A 15,637-nucleotide genomic window follows, 5' to 3' on the forward strand; every position below is an offset into this window, starting at 1 on the left:
CGACCTAGTCCTCTTTAAAACGAATAAACGGTGGAAGCAGAAGTAACTCCTGTCCATCTTCTTCACTTTAACGTGAAATACGTTTGCGCATTGCTTTTTTACGGTTTTCCTCGATCATATCTTCTTTTTCTTCAATCGGATCGATGACCGTTTTTTTGATCGTTGCAGCTAAGCCGGCTACTGCGGCACAAGTAACAGCAGTTCCTACTAGCATACCAGAAATAAATTTTTTCATAATGATAATGCTCCTTTCCATTCATTTAGACACTTCTATTATGAACTAAAAGTCAAAAAAAATCCAATAGCTTGAAAAGATCAAGGTAATTAAAACTATTGATAAAATTTAGTAAATATTTTATAATAAGTTTACTAAATGAAAAAGAAGGAGAATAGACATGAAAAAAGAGCTTGATCAATTATTTCGATCCACCTTTGGAAAAGAAGCACAAGAGAATTACTTTGCTCCAGGACGAATCAACTTGATCGGTGAACATACGGATTATAACGGAGGACATGTTTTTCCTGCCGCGATCACGATCGGGACATATGGTTTGGCTGGAAAACGTGATGATCGATTGATTCGCTTTTACTCAGAAAATTTTTCTGAGTTGGGAATCATTGAAGTTTCATTGGATGATTTGAGCTATGATAAAAGACATGATTGGACGAATTATCCGAAAGGAATGATCAAGTATTTGATCGATGCAGGCTATCAAATCGATCAGGGAATGGATCTTTTATTTTATGGAACGATCCCAAATGGAGCCGGGCTTTCCTCTTCTGCTTCCATAGAGCTTCTGATGGGTGTGATTGTAAACGATTTATTTCAACTGGAGGTACCGATGCTGGACTTAGTTAAAACGGGCCAAAAAGTGGAAAACCAATTTATCGGTGTCAATTCTGGGATCATGGATCAATTTGCGATCGGTATGGGACAAAAAGATCAGGCTATTTTGTTAGATACCAACACACTAGAATACGAAATGGTTCCAGCGGCTTTTGGTGATTATGTTATTGTGATCATGAATACCAACAAGCGTAGAGAGCTAGCTGATTCAAAATATAATGAGCGGCGTGCAGAGTGTGAGAAGGCGTTGCAGCTTTTACAGACACAGTTACCGATCGACTCATTAGGTGAGTTATCAGAAGAGACCTTTGAAGCAAACAAACAACTGATTTCGGATGAACGCTTGATTCGGCGGGCGAAACATGCAATTACAGAGAATCAACGAACGATCAAAGCAAAGAATGCGTTGGTTCAAAATGATTTAACTGCTTTTGGTCAATTGCTGAACGCTTCCCATGCTTCTTTAAGAGAGGATTATGAAGTAACTGGAGTAGAGCTGGATACACTAGTTTTTGCTGCTCAAGATCAACCAGGTGTACTTGGCGCAAGAATGACTGGAGCAGGTTTTGGCGGATGCAGTATTGCTTTGGTACAGAAAGAAAATGTTGAAGCTTTTACTCAAAAAGTGGGACAAATCTATTTAGACAAAGTAGGGTATTCGGCGGATTTTTACGTAGCAAAGATTGCTGATGGCGCAAAAAAGCAGTAAAATAGGAGCTATGTTAAAATGAAGAGGATAAGAAAATCCAAGGAGGCAATACCATGTCAATTTTAGTATTAGGCGGTGCCGGTTATATTGGTTCCCACGCTGTGGATCAATTAATTAATAAAAATTATGAAGTTATAGTCGTTGATAATCTTCAAACAGGTCATAAGCAGGCGGTTCATGAACAGGCTGTTTTCTACCAAGGAGATATTCGAGATAAAGCATTTATGCAGGATATTTTTAAGAAAGAATCGATTGACGGCGTCATTCATTTTGCAGCAAGCTCTCTTGTTGGTGAGTCGGTTGAAAAACCGTTGATCTATTTCAACAATAATGTCTATGGAACTCAGGTTGTATTAGAAGTGATGGCGGAGTTTGGTGTAAAACAAATCGTCTTTTCTTCAACCGCTGCAACCTATGGTGAACCTAAAGCAATGCCGATCGTAGAAACAGTGCCTACGAATCCGGAAAATCCGTATGGTGAAAGTAAACTAATGATGGAAAAAATGATGAAGTGGTGTGATCAAGCATACGGAATGCGCTATGTTGCGTTACGCTATTTTAATGTGGCTGGGGCAAAAGCTGATGCATCGATCGGAGAAGATCATGATCCAGAGACCCATTTAGTACCGATCATTTTACAAGCGGCATTAGGTCAACGAGAATACTTAGGAATTTATGGCGATGATTATGATACGGCGGATGGGACGTGTATCCGTGACTATGTTTACATCGAAGATTTGATTGCTGCTCATATTGCTGCATTAGAGTATTTACAAAACGGCAACGAAAGCAATATCTTCAATCTTGGCAGCAATAATGGCTATTCAGTGAAGGAAATGCTGGAGGCAGCTCGTGAAGTGACAGGAAAAGAGATTCCAGCAAAAATTTTACCGCGCCGAACTGGAGATCCTAGTAAATTGGTTGCTTCAAGTGAAAAAGCAAAAGAAATTTTAGGCTGGCAGCCTAAAGTAACAGATATCAAAGAAATCATCAAAACAGCTTGGGACTGGCATATCAGTCATCCGAAGGGCTATGAAGACTAGGAGGAACAATGATGTCGATGAGTCAAACGATTACCGACTTTGTAACACTTGCGATCCAAGCAGGCGGCTGGATGGACCTTGACCGTTTATATTTGCAAAATCGAATTCTCGGAATGATCGGAGCGGAATCTATAGAAACCGTTGCTCCTCAAGTGGTCAGTAAAAGCTCATTAGAGTTACTGGATGAATTAGTAAGCGAAGCAGTAAAAAATGGAGCTGTAGAAAATGATGTTTCTGCACGAGAGATTTTTGAAGCACAACTAATGGATTTTTTAACACCGCCGCCATCTGTTGTTAATGCACTTTTTGCTCAGTATTATGAGAAAGATCCTGCCGCAGCAACTGATTATTTTTATAAATTGAGTAAGGAAAATGACTACATCAAAACACGCGCGATCGCTAAGAATATTCTTTTTCCGGCAAAAACAGAGTATGGCGATCTTGAAATCACAATCAATTTATCCCGACCGGAAAAAGATCCCAAACAGATTGCAGCAGAGCGCCAAGCAGTAAAAGTTGATTACCCTAAATGCCTATTATGTATGGAAAATGAAGGCTATAAAGGACGTATCGATCATCCGGCAAGAACGAATCATCGTATTATCCGAATGAATCTTGACGGAGAGAGCTGGGGATTTCAATATTCTCCATATGCATATTATAACGAGCATGCGATCATTTTGTCAGAGGAGCATCGGCCAATGGTGATTTCTAAAGACACTTTTCGTCGTTTGCTAAAAATCACAGAAGTGCTGCCTCATTATTTTGTTGGTTCAAATGCTGATTTGCCGATCGTTGGGGGTTCTATTTTAAGCCATGATCATTACCAGGCCGGCCGTCACGTGTTCCCTATGGAAAAAGCAGACATCGAATATTATTTTGAATTAAAAGAATTTCCATTGATGAATGCTGGAATCGTCAAATGGCCAATGTCAGTCATTCGGCTGCAAAGTCCCAAGTCTGAGGATCTAATCGAAGCAGCAGCATATATTTTAGAAAAATGGCGTCATTATTCCGATGAAGACGTATCGATTCAGGCTTTTTCTGAGGATGGCACCCCTCATCATACGGTCACACCAATTGCTAGACGTAAAGGCCCGTTGTTTGAATTGGACTTAGTTTTACGTGATAACAATGTAACAGCTGAGTATCCAGATGGTATTTTTCATCCTCATCAGGACGTGCAGCATATCAAAAAAGAAAACATCGGTCTGATCGAGGTAATGGGACTAGCTGTTTTACCTCCGCGTTTAAATGAAGAATTGCATGAAGTCGAAAAATATGTTCTTGAACAAGACCATCAAATAGCGGATTATCATAAATTATGGGCCGACCAAATGAAAGAAAAGTATACGTTCGATGATCAGAATGCGAAAGATATCATTCAAACAGAAGTGGGTCAAATTTTTGCTCGTGTCTTAGCAGATGCAGGTGTATATAAACGGACGATAGAAGGCCAGGCTGCCTTTAAGCGATTTATAGATATTTTATAAGAAGGCAGGTGAGAAAATGGCAACGATCAAAGATATCGCAGAGTTAGCGAACGTTTCACCAGCAACCGTGTCTAGAGTATTAAATTATGATCCTACGCTTTCAGTAGGACTTGAAACCAAACAGAAAATCTTTGAAGCAGCTGAAAAGTTGAATTACACCAAGCATAAAAAAGTAAGTAAAAAAGCGAAGGCTAAGCTTCTATTTATTCAGTGGTACGACGAGGCTGAAGAGTTAGAAGATATTTATTATCTCTCGATTCGTTTAGGCATCGAAAAAAAAGCAGAGGAACTGGGAATCGAGTTGATCAAGCGTTCAATGGAAGAGCTGAATGATGAAGCTGTTGATGGTATTTTAGCGTTGGGTAAGTTTGATCAAGAACAGGCTGATGCCTTATTTGAGTTAAACAGCAACCTGCTATTTGTTGATTTTGATGCGTTAGATTGGGGCTATAACTCGCTTGTCGTCGATTTTCAGCAAAGTGTATCCACTGTTTTGAATTATTTTATTCAGCAGGGACATCAAGAAATCGGTATTTTATCTGGTGAAGAACGTACCAAAGGCTGTCTGACGCCTTTGGAAGATAAACGTCTAACGGTCTTTAGAGAAATATTAGCATCCAAAGAGTTATTGAATGAAGCATATATCTTGAAAGCACAATTTACTGTCAACAGTGGATATGAAGTGATGAAAGAGTACCTAAAACAGCATCCGAAAGAGTATCCTTCTGCCTTTTTTGTTTCAAGTGATGCACTAGCGGTCGGTGCTTTAAAGGCGATTCAGGAACTGGGCTATCGAGTGCCGGAAGATATTTCACTGATTGGCTTTAATGACATCAGTGTAGCAAAATATGTGAGCCCAGCATTGACTACAGTGAAGATTCATACTGAATGGATGGGGGAACTGGCAGTAGCAACCATTTTTTCCATTATAGAAGAAGCAGCACCAGTGGCAAGAAAAATCACAGTTGCTACCGAATTGATCAAAAGAGCATCTACGAGATAATATTCGTAGATGCTCTTTCTTATTTATAAGCAATGACAAACAAATTCACATCATCATTGATACAGCTTTGTAAGGTGATTCGTTCACCACCACCAGTACCAACCGTGAAATCCCAATAGCTTGTTCCAGTACCAACTTCGTTGCCATAATCGTCTAGCTGCAATAACGTCTGTACAGTGTAAGTTGTTGGTGCACCAGTTGCATCAGTCACAACGATTTGGCTGCCTGCGCCTAAGGAAAATAAATTAGAGAAGATGCCGGGATTGTGTCCGATGAAGTGGGTATTTTGTCCGTCATCTCCTGATTGGACAGCCGCACCGCCCCAAGTGGAAGCAACACCGCCGGGATTTGAATCGATAATACTTTGACCACTGCCTTGACCGCCATTTTGATAAGGAATCGTTTGTCCATTCATCGTCAATGTCATAGGAGCATAAGCTGGAGTTGACGCTGGTTCAGGGGTTGCTGTGGCAGAAGCAGCGGTTGTTTGTGCTTCAGGAGTTGGTGCAATCGTGGTATCTTCGACAGGAGCTGGAGTAACAGCGATAGGTTCGTTTTTAGCAACAATATGATAGAGTCGATCAGCATGACCGGTGTTTCCATTTTGATCTGTAACAGAAAAGTGAATCGTTTGATCGCCGATAATTGAAGTATCTAACGTATTTTCTGCTGATACTTTGGCTGTAAGATCACCATCATGATCGTCGGTTGCGCTAACGCCATCATAAATATCGACCTGTGCGTCTTGTTCGAGTGTTACTTCAGGGACGTCGATCAAGGGAGCGATCGTATCTTTTTTTACATTGACTGCTACTATTTTTTCTTTCATTTGTTTTTTCTTAGGAGTTGCGACTAATTTCTTCATATCCTGGTCTGTCGGTACATTTTTTATAAGATGGATTTTTGTTGTTTTAGATGAAGGATCCGGAGTGTTTGCTCTACTGATAGTATCTGTCCAAATGTAGCCGCCGATAAATAAGGCTACACCTAAAATAGTGATGAAACCAGCGATGATCGTTTGTTTTATTGTGTTTTTTTTCATGTCTAATCCCTCCAAAAAAGTGGTGAGATTTTCCATTTATCGATAAACTTTAAATCCTCGTTTTTTACACTTATATAATAAAAGCTGTTTTTGAATAATCCAATTGAGTTGCGCTTTCAATCGATTCAAAAAAGGGCAAAATAATGCTATACTTATTGTCAAATAAGGATTTCTTCAAAATATTCCTCATCATTGGAAAAATTTGAAGAAATGTACATTAAATTGAAAAGAGGGGGAAAAATGGAAAGATTATTGTCACCAGCAATGCATCGTAGAGTTCTGTTATTGAATTTATTGGATGAACCAAATGGATGGGTCACATCGGAAGAATTAGCTGAAAAAATCGATTGTTCCAAAAAAACAGTTATGCTGGATTGTCAGTACATAGAGGATCGTTGGTCAGATTATTTTACATTAGAAGTTTCAAGAAAATACGGCATTCGGTTGATTACGTCACCGTACCATTCGATACATGATATTTATATAGAAATCATCAAAGAATCGAATGCGTTTACATTACTAGAATCGATTTTCTTTCAACCGAATCAATCAGCAGCTTATTGGGAAGAAAAAATCTATTTAAGTAATTCCAGTTTATACCGTCTGTCGAATTCGATATTGTCTGCGCTGAAAGATCGAAAAATCAACATGAGTCGTTCGCCATATTATGTTTATGGAAAAGATGAACGAAAAGTTCGTTACTTTTTTACCTCGTATTTCATAGAAGTTTATGGAACCAGAGACTGGCCTTTTCCGTTTGACCGAGCTAAAATATTTGCTCTTGCGGACAAAATAGCTGCTAAATTTGATTTAGAATTGAATGATGGCCAGCTTGTTCATTTGGTCAACTCGATCGCAGTAACGATCATTCGTGAATCTCAGGGATTTTTGATCAAGGATAGAAGAGACCCTATCCACAGCTTTGTCAAAAAAACGATCGATATCAAAAAATATCAGAAAGATGTCGAAGCAATCTTAAAGCCTTTAGAGATCGTTTTACCTGAGAATTGGTATGAAGATTTTTGTTATTCGATTTTTTGGTGGGATTTTGGTTGGGATAATTTACAGGAAAAAGAAAATATACTCAATCAAGGAAATGATTTAGTCGATACGATCAAGAATGCATTGAAGATCGAGATTTCAGCTGCGAGTAGAGCAAGTATCGTTAATCTAGTTGAACATATTTACGCAAAACATAAAATGTTTCCCTATAAAAAGTATATGGTGTACGATCGTTTTTTATATTCGAGCAAAATAATTAGACAGACTTATGTGGTTTTAGGTGCTGTGGTAACGAAAGCATTGAGCGATTTGGAAAAAAAGACGAATTTTCCTTGGGAATCGATGTATTTTAACGAAATGCTGCATGAAATATCGATTCGCTGGGATCAGTTAACAGAGCAATCTGATGCAAAACGTCATCAAGTATCTGTTTTGGTGCTTAGTGATCTAGGGAAAGATCATGCGAAGCTGTTAGGTTCGATTTTACATGATAATTTTAGAGACAAAATTTCAATGACGATCCAAGAATATCATTATTATGACCAACCGCTGCAAACAGAAGACAATACATTCGATCTGTACATTTCAAATTATGCGCTAACACATATAACCGAGGGAGTCAATATGATCGTAGAGGATATTCCTTCCTTTAAAAATATCATGGATCTAAGAAGTTTCATTGATAGAAAAAGATTAGTACTACCAAAAGATGTGCAATATTTGAATTCATGAGAACGATTATTTTTTTGATTTTAAAATAACGCGTGTTTGTTAATTGCTTGTTAGAAAATTGTCTTGGTACATGGATCGGTTTAAGAGTAGGAACAAAGGAACTTAGAGCGGGACATAGGAAAACTATCACAGCTTTAACATTTTTTTAATGCCTTATCTGTAAAAATCACGTATAATAGTAACTAGTGAAATTTCGAGGGAGGGGTAAATCATGGCTTATCAAGCTTTGTATCGTGTCTGGCGTTCGCAGCGCTTTGATGATGTAGTAGGACAAAAAGCAATTACTCAAACTTTAAAAAATGCCATCGTGCAAAAGAAAACCTCACATGCCTATTTATTTACCGGCCCCAGAGGAACAGGAAAAACTAGTGCGGCGAAAATTTTTGCAAAAGCCATCAACTGTAAGCACAGTGTGGATGGCGAGCCATGTAATGAATGTGAAACATGTATCGCGATCACTGAAGGTCGTTTAAATGATGTCATCGAAATCGATGCGGCCAGTAATAATGGTGTTGAAGAAATTCGTGATATTCGTGATAAAGCTAAATATGCGCCGACCCAAGCTGAATATAAAGTCTATATCATCGATGAGGTACATATGCTGTCAACCGGCGCTTTCAATGCACTGTTGAAAACGCTAGAAGAACCGCCTCAAAATGTTATTTTCATTTTAGCGACGACAGAACCTCATAAAATCCCATTAACGATCATCTCTAGAACACAGCGTTTTGATTTTAAGCGTATTGGGACGCAAGATATTGTCGATCATATGGCATACATTTTAAATCAAATCAATGTAGCGTTTGAAGAGCAGGCATTATATGTGATCGGTCGCGCAGCCGAAGGCGGGATGCGGGATGCATTGAGTATTTTAGATCAAACGATTTCCTTTAGTGATGAAAAGGTCACACTGACAGATGCGATGCAGGTCACAGGTAGTTTGACATATGAAATGATGGATCAGTACATTTCAAGCTGTACCGCAGGTGACGTCGAAAAAGCGTTGGAAACGTTAGAAAGTATTCTGGGTTCAGGAAAAGAGGCCCGACGCTTTTTAGAAGATTTACTATTATATTGCCGTGATTTATTGATGTTCCAGCAAGCACCAAAGCTCTTGGCGGAAAAAGTCGGAAATTTGACGGATCAGTTTAAAGAACTGGCTGGTCAAACAGATGCTGAAAAAATTTATCAAATGATCCAAATTTTAAGTGAGACTCAAAACGATATTCGTTTTACAAATAATGCCAATATTTATTTAGAAGTCGCAACGGTCAAGCTGGCTAAAGCAGTCAAACCTGCGATCATGACAAATGAAAATGTCCCGCAGGCAGCCACTGAAGATATCAATGGACTACAACAACAAATCGAACAGCTGCAAAAAGAATTGATTGATTTAAAGAAAAACGGTGTTGCAGCTAAAGAAGCTGAGCCTGTTAAAACAACACGGGCCACAAGCAGTAAGAGTACCTTAAGGATCCCGACAGAAATGGTTTATAAGGTCTTGAATGAGGCAACTAAAGATCATTTGCTGAATGTTAAAAATGTGTGGGATGATCTGCTGCAAATGATGTCAGTAACACAACGGGCAATGCTGAAGGCTAGTGAACCGGTCGCAGCAGGTCCCAAAGGTTTAGTGATTGCTTTTGAATATGAAATCGTTTGTGGACGTGCTATGGAGGACGAAGAGCTGCAATTAGCATTGCATAATAATCTTAGTCGTTTAGCTAATTATGCACCGGAGATGGTCTGCATCACAAAAGAAAGCTGGCCAAAATTACGACAATCATTCATTAGTCAAAACAAAGACAGTGGTAATGATCAGACAGCAAACGAACAGGATACATCAAGCGAAGGTGCCCATTTACTGACAGACGAAGAAGAATTACCGCAAGAAGTGAACAATCAAGTAGTAGACGAAGCGATTGCCATTTTTGGCTCAGAGCTCGTTGAAGTAATAAATGATTAAGAGGAGACGATAAATATGATGCGAGGCATGGGCAATATGCAAGGAATGATGAAGCAAGTCCAAAAAATGCAAAAGGACATGGAAAAAGCGCAAGCTGAATTAAACGAAAGAGAATTTATCGGTGCATCAACCAACGAATTAGTCACAGCAACTTTCACTGGTGACCGTAAAATGAAAGACATTTCTATCAAAGAAGATGTTGTAGATCCAGAAGATATCGACATGCTTCAAGATCTTGTGATCATGGCAGTCAATGATGCTTTAGCTAAAGTTGACAAGGAATCAGAAGCAACAATGGGTAAATACACTAAAGGATTACCAGGATTTTAAACGAAATAAAAACGTAGAGCCAATCGCATAACTGCATGGTTCTGCGTTTTTTTGTCTAGAAAAAGGGAATAAAAGGAGTGTTGAAGCGTGAGCTATGAGTATGTGATTTTTGATTTTGACGGAACGTTAGGAGACTCAAAAGAGTGTGGGTTTAAAGCAACAGAAGAAGCGTTTAAAAAAATGGGACTGACGATCCCAAAAAAAGAAACGATTGAATATTATATGGGCATACCGATTGAAAAATCATTTAAGGAAATGTCGAACCGAGCTCTTTCACAAAATGAATTTGACGAACTGCTTGGCTTATTTCGAACTAGCTACAAAGAATACGAAAACGACTATCTAAAGATTTTTCCAGGGATCAAAGAGTTACTAACAACGTTAAAAACACATAAAAAAGTGCTGTTTGTCGTATCGAGTAAAAAGACAGATGTGCTAAAAAGAAATTTAGAGTCGTTGACTATTAGTGATTATTTCACGGAAATCGTGGGTTCTGATAAAGTGTCTAACTATAAGCCCGACCCAGAAGGTATTCATTATTTACTAAAAAAATATTCGATGAATCCAGTTCAAACGCTAATAGTAGGCGATGCTATTTTTGATATCCAAATGGGCAAAGCGGCAGAAGTCGGAACTTGCGGGGTGACATGGGGCAGCCACGCGAAAGCAGAATTGGCGAAAGAACGACCTGATTTACTGATCGATGAACCAAAGGAACTTCTTTCTTGGATCGGTTAAAAATAGTTCATGAAATTTTCGAAATGCCGTGATAAAAAATAAAAAAGGATTTGTTTAAAGTTATTTTTTGATTTGAATCCATAAAATAATCTCCAAAGGTTGTACCTGAAAAATACAACTTTTAGAGATTATTTTAATTCACACTCTTTTTTTATTCATAGTTATTGTTTTGTTGTTCAAGATACATAGAGATTCGTTTTAAATGGTCAATCAAATCTACGAAATTTTTGCTGCCATCCTGTTCTTCTAAATAATTTTCTGTCGTTGTAATAGCTTTTCTCATGTCGATTACTAGCTGCTTACCAGAGTCACTAAGAAATAGATTATAAGAACTTTTCTTTTGTAAACTCTGTTTTTTTATGATATAGCCTTTTTCAGTATATGTTTTAACGACTCTAGCGACCAAACCTTTATCGACCATTCTTTTTTCTGCAAGAAAATTTTGAGTACAACCGGGATATTCTTCAATAGTGAGAAAATAATTGTAATCCGCTGGGCTAATATCAAATTCTTTGATTTTTGTTTTGTTTACATGTAAAAGTTGACGATAAACACGGTCAATCCATTTACCAAGGATAGCATCGTTATTCATTAGAGAAACCTCTTTTCCATTTATAGATTATGTTACGAGCGGCAATTTTTGTTTTTCAAATTCTTTGAAAGCGTCTTCTATCCCAAAAATGACTTCTTTTATTTTAAAGTAGCTTTCAGTATAAAGATCTGTATCACGTATTTCTTCCCACATAAAATGGTAAGCTGCTAAATCGGTTGTTTCACAAATCGTAAAATCTGTGTAGTTAGCACCTGGAAAAGCTTCTGCGTCGAAGAACCGAACTGAGATAGCTGGATATCTATCAATAACAGAAAGTAATTTTTTAGCCTGTTCATTTCGAACTTCTCGAGAAAGCTTTAGCCATTTTGGGTAAAATTCTAATAAAACAATAAATGTATATTTCATAAAAAACATCCTTTCTCATTAATATATGATAATAATAAAGCGTTTAGTTGATTAAGTCAACTAAATGCTTTATTGAAATAGAGTTAAGATCGATGAAAAATACTTATCAGTTTTTTAGCTACTTAAAGTGAATATTATCTATCCAAAAAAATAGGCATGTGATATTATTTTTGTATGATATATTTTATAAAAAGGTGGATAATTTTATGAAGATACAAAGTGATTTTACTGGTGCTAGTCAAAAGGCTACTGCTTTAAAGGGTGCAACAGATAAATTGATTCAATCAGCTTCGATTACTAAAGATACTCAAACAACTGTGGCAGGTAATACAAATGCGCAGGAAGCAATCACGACAGCTCAAGAAACAGCCACAAAAATTGCACAAGCAGTTTTTCAAGCTTCCAGTAATCTTCAAAGTGTAGCAAAGGAGTTTGAAGCGCTGGATCAAAAAGTAGCGAATACGATGATTCGAGGTCTAGGTAAATGAAGCAATTAGAAATACTGCAAAAAGAAGAACAGCAATTGCAGTCAAAAGAAGAATCGATTGCAAATGAAGAAAAGCAAGTAAGGCGGATAAAAGAAAGCTATGAACAACACCTTCATGAAGCACGTCATTTTTTAGATAATCTATGCTATTTATTCCATAAAAACGAGCAAGGCACATTTTATCAATCTTTGATGGATGAATATTCTCAAGAATCAAGGAAAATACTGGAACATTTGGAAATAGATGAAACAGAACTCCATGATCAAAAGAAGAGAGTGCTAGACCAACTAGAGGATATCGATTATGAAAAGAGAAAATTATTAGTAGAGGAGGATACGAATGAGTGTTGATATGTATGTTTCATCGTCTCAAAGTCAAGCTTCTAGCGTGTCTTCAATGTGTAAGGCACAAACAGAAGGGTATCAAGAATTACAAAAAAGCAATCACTGATTTTGTGGTCGGAAGTCCTTTTTTGACGGGGAAAGCGTATGATTCGGCGAAGGCTTATTTTAATACGGTGCTGTATCCTTTAGCACAAGGGGGTATATTATTATCAGAAGCTGTTGAGCAAGCCGTTAAGAAATTTCCAGAAGAATATATTTCTCAAGTGGATAGTGGCGATTTGAAACAATCAGAATTGGAAGAAAATATTCGTAAAGCAGATCAATTATTGAGTCAGGCGGAAAATATTCGTAGAGAATTACATTCGTCCAAAACACCAGATGCAACCAAAGCATTTCAGCTATTAGGAAATGCAGCGTTGATCGGCATGTATAGTGCGACAAAACAGAAACTAGAAGAACAGCTACAAAAATTGTTGGCATTTAACGGAAGTTCCTCTTCTATTTTTTCTGAAATCGCTAGTTTACAGCAAGCGGTCAATCAGGGTTTAGCACAAGCTAATACCGCTTGGAATGGGGCAACAGGAACGTTTATAGTGCCGAAAAATCTTTCGTGGAAAAACACGATCTCTGCGAAATGGGCTGAGTATGAAGAACGGCATGCAGATAATTTAGAAGTGAAAAAAGTAACGCTTCAAAATGGTGAAACATTTTATGAAGTCTATAGAAATGGTAAGCTAGATAAAGATGCAACGAATGAATTAGCAGTTGAAATCGCAAAAGACGATTTAAAATCATTAAAATCTTTTCTAGCTGGAGCAAGCTATCAGGTTTTAGAAAACAATGGTGTGAAAGCATTGTTGGATGGTCTTTTTGGAGAAAGAGATGTAAAAGACTCCCTGCAACAGCATAAAGGGTATAATGAAGGTGTGTTTGTAGGAAACTTATTAGGTGTATTTCAAGCTGGTGCGGAATATGTCGGTGGTGCTATGTGGTTATTTGGTGGTACGGCTGGTAGTCTTGTCACCGCACCTGCAACTGGAGGGGCTAGTCTAGGTGCAATTCCAGCGGTGGGGGCAAATACATTAGGTGTTTGGGCACATGCAACAGCAGTTGGTGGTATGAGTGTTCAAAATATTATGAGTGGTGATAACTATAGTAATTTTGAAGTCAAAAATACGTATAATGGAATAAAAGATGCGCCACAATATCCGGAAGGGTTTACTGGAGTAAAAAATGGTACAAAAAAAGTTAAAGTAAATAATGGGTCGATTCTAGATGGATTAAGGCGAGTTGAAGCTGGGGAATGGAAAAAGGTATATAAAAATGGTTACGATAAATCAGGAAAGAGAATATCCATTCATTATTTTGAAAGTAAATCTGGTAGAGTGTTTAACGTAAAAGTGAAAGGAAAGTGGAGTACAGGATGGTAATTAATTTAAAAGATCAAAATACAACTGAAATATATTTGTCTATTGTCTCTTTAGGACTATTGAAATGTATTGAGGAAGGAATATTAAATTATGATGATGCGATGGCATTGTTGTATCAGCCTTTTAATATAGAAAAATTAGAAGCTAAGTTTCCTGAATTAGGTTCAGCGATTCACTTAGGCAGTGAATTAGAAGATGTTGCAAGCTTAATTCCTGAAAAATTAGAAACATCAATTAGAGAAATTGAAAAAATGAACAAGGAATTGATAATAAGTAATATAAATAAATTTAGGGAAGATGATGGACTAAACTCACCTATTTATGATATTAATTGATTAGGTATACGGAAATCTTTAGCAAAAAAAGAGCTGAAAATTTTCGTATACCTTTACTATTAGTAAAAAACCTAACACTACTAGAATGTATAATTTAAGTGCAACACTATAAATTGAAGGTGGAAAAGCCTGTTATAATGGTGTTGACGAATTATATCGACTAGGAGGTATTTAGCTATGACTTCATATACACACCTTACGATACGTGAGCGGGAAATGATCTTTCTCTATCATGGCTTTGGTTTTACTATTCGTAGAATTGGACGTTTGATCAAAAGAAGCCCTTCAACGATTATGAGAGAGCTTAAGAGGAATACTACAAAGTTTAGAGCTTATTCGCCTTCTCAAGCACAAAAATCGTATCATAAGAATAAGCAGAAATGTGGGCGAAAGAAAATATTGGATCAATCCCCCTATAAAGAAACCATTCGCAAACTACTTTTTGAAGACCAATGGTCTCCAGAACAGATAGCGAATAGAATTAATTTAGAAAGTAACGAATCTATTATTAGTTATCCTACTATTTATCGATCTATTTACGGTGGTCTATTTGATGAAGGATTTCCTGTAGGTAGTCCTGGGGCACGCAAAATGTTAAGACGAAAAGGAAGAAAATCAGTGAATAAACGGATTGGTGATCGTCGTGGACGATTTACTGATGTGAAAACGATTCATGAGCGTCCAATTAAAGCTGAAAATAGAGAAGAACTTGGTCACTGGGAAACAGATACTGTACTGGGACATCGAGGGAAATCTTGCCTTGTAACATTAGTTGATCGGAAATCTCGTTTTTTGTTAGCGGGTAGAATTCTTAAAAACGATCCAATTTGTGTAAGGGATATGATTATACAATTATTATCTCCTCTAAACAAGAAACAATGTAAAACTATCACACCAGATAGAGGACCAGAATTTGCAAAATATAAGTACTTTAGTGATTATGTGGTATTGATTGCTATTTTGCAGATTCTTGGTCTCCATGGCAACGTGGAACAAATGAAAATACCAACGGGTTAATACGTGAATATTTACCAAAGCGCACGGATATGACGCCTGTTTCAGAGGAATATATTGAATCAGTTATTGATAAATTGAACAATAGGCCAAGAAAATGCCTAAATTGGAAAACCCCTTATGAAGTTTTTTATAGCAGACAACAATTACTAATAAGATAATT

16 protein-coding genes and 1 pseudogene are annotated in these 15,637 nt (G+C 37.4%); 13 read left to right on the forward strand and 4 right to left on the reverse strand.

Annotation, left to right across the window (positions count from 1 at the left end):
• Positions 1-67: 67 nt before the first annotated feature.
• The gene (locus tag A5889_RS13705; RefSeq protein ID WP_087639359.1) at positions 68-235 is read right to left on the reverse strand and encodes a DUF3042 family protein; all 168 of its coding nucleotides are present in this window, start codon (positions 233-235) and stop codon (positions 68-70) included.
• Between the two features lie 160 nt (positions 236-395).
• On the opposite strand from A5889_RS13705, the gene A5889_RS13710 reads away from it, so the two are divergent.
• From A5889_RS13710 to A5889_RS13725, 4 genes are read left to right on the forward strand one after another with little or no spacing between them, the layout of a single operon-like run.
• Positions 396-1,556 (forward strand): galactokinase, encoded by a 1,161-nt coding sequence (locus tag A5889_RS13710; protein WP_087639360.1) that lies wholly within the window; start codon positions 396-398, stop codon positions 1,554-1,556.
• Positions 1,557-1,609: 53 nt separating this feature from the next.
• Entirely contained in the window at positions 1,610-2,599 is a 990-nt protein-coding gene (gene galE, locus A5889_RS13715; RefSeq protein WP_087639361.1) for a UDP-glucose 4-epimerase GalE, read from the forward strand.
• 11 nt (positions 2,600-2,610) lie between these two features.
• Positions 2,611-4,092, forward strand: a complete 1,482-nt coding sequence (gene galT / locus A5889_RS13720; protein WP_087639362.1) for a UDP-glucose--hexose-1-phosphate uridylyltransferase — start codon at positions 2,611-2,613, stop codon at positions 4,090-4,092.
• 16 nt (positions 4,093-4,108) lie between these two features.
• Complete coding sequence (locus A5889_RS13725) at positions 4,109-5,095, forward strand: LacI family DNA-binding transcriptional regulator (protein ID WP_087639363.1); 987 nt, start codon at positions 4,109-4,111, stop codon at positions 5,093-5,095.
• Positions 5,096-5,114: 19 nt separating this feature from the next.
• Here the strand turns inward: A5889_RS13725 and A5889_RS13730 are convergent, their stop codons facing one another.
• On the reverse strand, positions 5,115-6,137 hold the full coding sequence (locus A5889_RS13730) for an immunoglobulin-like domain-containing protein (protein WP_087639364.1): 1,023 nt from the start codon (positions 6,135-6,137) through the stop codon (positions 5,115-5,117).
• A 240-nt stretch (positions 6,138-6,377) separates the two neighbouring features.
• Here A5889_RS13730 and A5889_RS13735 point away from each other — a divergent pair, with 240 nt between their 5' ends.
• The 4 genes from A5889_RS13735 (at position 6,378) to A5889_RS13750 (ending at position 10,905) form a co-directional block, all read left to right on the forward strand.
• Positions 6,378-7,871: a helix-turn-helix domain-containing protein gene (locus A5889_RS13735; protein ID WP_087639365.1), complete on the forward strand. Its 1,494-nt coding sequence runs from the start codon at positions 6,378-6,380 to the stop codon at positions 7,869-7,871.
• Between the two features lie 211 nt (positions 7,872-8,082).
• Positions 8,083-9,837, forward strand: coding sequence for a DNA polymerase III subunit gamma/tau (gene dnaX, locus A5889_RS13740; protein ID WP_087639366.1), 1,755 nt, complete (start codon positions 8,083-8,085; stop codon positions 9,835-9,837).
• Between the two features lie 15 nt (positions 9,838-9,852).
• Positions 9,853-10,167 (forward strand): YbaB/EbfC family nucleoid-associated protein, encoded by a 315-nt coding sequence (locus A5889_RS13745; RefSeq protein ID WP_087639367.1) that lies wholly within the window; start codon positions 9,853-9,855, stop codon positions 10,165-10,167.
• Positions 10,168-10,254: 87 nt separating this feature from the next.
• The gene (locus A5889_RS13750; RefSeq protein ID WP_087639368.1) at positions 10,255-10,905 is read left to right on the forward strand and encodes an HAD family hydrolase; all 651 of its coding nucleotides are present in this window, start codon (positions 10,255-10,257) and stop codon (positions 10,903-10,905) included.
• 151 nt (positions 10,906-11,056) lie between these two features.
• On the opposite strand, the gene A5889_RS13755 is transcribed toward A5889_RS13750, so the two are convergent.
• Together A5889_RS13755 and A5889_RS13760 are read right to left on the reverse strand one after the other, a co-directional pair.
• Positions 11,057-11,497 (reverse strand): MarR family winged helix-turn-helix transcriptional regulator, encoded by a 441-nt coding sequence (locus A5889_RS13755; protein WP_087639369.1) that lies wholly within the window; start codon positions 11,495-11,497, stop codon positions 11,057-11,059.
• 27 nt (positions 11,498-11,524) lie between these two features.
• The gene (locus A5889_RS13760) at positions 11,525-11,863 is read right to left on the reverse strand and encodes a darcynin family protein (protein ID WP_087639370.1); all 339 of its coding nucleotides are present in this window, start codon (positions 11,861-11,863) and stop codon (positions 11,525-11,527) included.
• A gap of 206 nt (positions 11,864-12,069) precedes the next feature.
• Here A5889_RS13760 and A5889_RS13765 point away from each other — a divergent pair, with 206 nt between their 5' ends.
• The 5 genes and pseudogenes from A5889_RS13765 to A5889_RS13785 all read left to right on the forward strand — a co-directional run bounded on the left by A5889_RS13765 (position 12,070) and on the right by A5889_RS13785 (position 15,635).
• Entirely contained in the window at positions 12,070-12,351 is a 282-nt protein-coding gene (locus A5889_RS13765) for a TIGR04197 family type VII secretion effector (RefSeq protein WP_087639371.1), read from the forward strand.
• Positions 12,348-12,701, forward strand: coding sequence for a DUF3958 family protein (locus A5889_RS13770; protein ID WP_087639372.1), 354 nt, complete (start codon positions 12,348-12,350; stop codon positions 12,699-12,701). Before A5889_RS13765 ends, A5889_RS13770 begins: the two co-directional genes overlap by 4 nt.
• 104 nt (positions 12,702-12,805) lie before the next feature.
• Positions 12,806-14,125, forward strand: a complete 1,320-nt coding sequence (locus tag A5889_RS13775; protein WP_254909535.1) for a T7SS effector LXG polymorphic toxin — start codon at positions 12,806-12,808, stop codon at positions 14,123-14,125.
• Entirely contained in the window at positions 14,119-14,460 is a 342-nt protein-coding gene (locus tag A5889_RS13780) for a DUF3969 family protein (RefSeq protein ID WP_087639374.1), read from the forward strand. Before A5889_RS13775 ends, A5889_RS13780 begins: the two co-directional genes overlap by 7 nt.
• Positions 14,461-14,637: 177 nt before the next feature.
• A pseudogene (locus tag A5889_RS13785) lies at positions 14,638-15,635 on the forward strand (IS30 family transposase).
• The last annotated feature ends 2 nt before the right edge of the window (positions 15,636-15,637 follow it).

The organism is Enterococcus sp. 9D6_DIV0238 (assembly GCF_002174455.2).
In the GTDB taxonomy this organism is placed as follows: domain Bacteria; phylum Bacillota; class Bacilli; order Lactobacillales; family Enterococcaceae; genus Enterococcus_L; species Enterococcus_L dunnyi.

What these genes read in the sequence shown, in the direction of transcription:
- A5889_RS13705 (WP_087639359.1), bottom strand. Translation starts at nt 235, where the DNA reads ATGAAAAAATTTATTTCTGGTATGCTAGTAGGAACTGCTGTTACTTGT.
- A5889_RS13710 (WP_087639360.1), top strand. Translation starts at nt 396, where the DNA reads ATGAAAAAAGAGCTTGATCAATTATTTCGATCCACCTTTGGAAAAGAA.
- galE (WP_087639361.1), top strand. Translation starts at nt 1,610, where the DNA reads ATGTCAATTTTAGTATTAGGCGGTGCCGGTTATATTGGTTCCCACGCT.
- galT (WP_087639362.1), top strand. Translation starts at nt 2,611, where the DNA reads ATGTCGATGAGTCAAACGATTACCGACTTTGTAACACTTGCGATCCAA.
- A5889_RS13725 (WP_087639363.1), top strand. Translation starts at nt 4,109, where the DNA reads ATGGCAACGATCAAAGATATCGCAGAGTTAGCGAACGTTTCACCAGCA.
- A5889_RS13730 (WP_087639364.1), bottom strand. Translation starts at nt 6,137, where the DNA reads ATGAAAAAAAACACAATAAAACAAACGATCATCGCTGGTTTCATCACT.
- A5889_RS13735 (WP_087639365.1), top strand. Translation starts at nt 6,378, where the DNA reads ATGGAAAGATTATTGTCACCAGCAATGCATCGTAGAGTTCTGTTATTG.
- dnaX (WP_087639366.1), top strand. Translation starts at nt 8,083, where the DNA reads ATGGCTTATCAAGCTTTGTATCGTGTCTGGCGTTCGCAGCGCTTTGAT.
- A5889_RS13745 (WP_087639367.1), top strand. Translation starts at nt 9,853, where the DNA reads ATGATGCGAGGCATGGGCAATATGCAAGGAATGATGAAGCAAGTCCAA.
- A5889_RS13755 (WP_087639369.1), bottom strand. Translation starts at nt 11,497, where the DNA reads ATGAATAACGATGCTATCCTTGGTAAATGGATTGACCGTGTTTATCGT.
- A5889_RS13760 (WP_087639370.1), bottom strand. Translation starts at nt 11,863, where the DNA reads ATGAAATATACATTTATTGTTTTATTAGAATTTTACCCAAAATGGCTA.
- A5889_RS13765 (WP_087639371.1), top strand. Translation starts at nt 12,070, where the DNA reads ATGAAGATACAAAGTGATTTTACTGGTGCTAGTCAAAAGGCTACTGCT.
- A5889_RS13770 (WP_087639372.1), top strand. Translation starts at nt 12,348, where the DNA reads ATGAAGCAATTAGAAATACTGCAAAAAGAAGAACAGCAATTGCAGTCA.
- A5889_RS13780 (WP_087639374.1), top strand. Translation starts at nt 14,119, where the DNA reads ATGGTAATTAATTTAAAAGATCAAAATACAACTGAAATATATTTGTCT.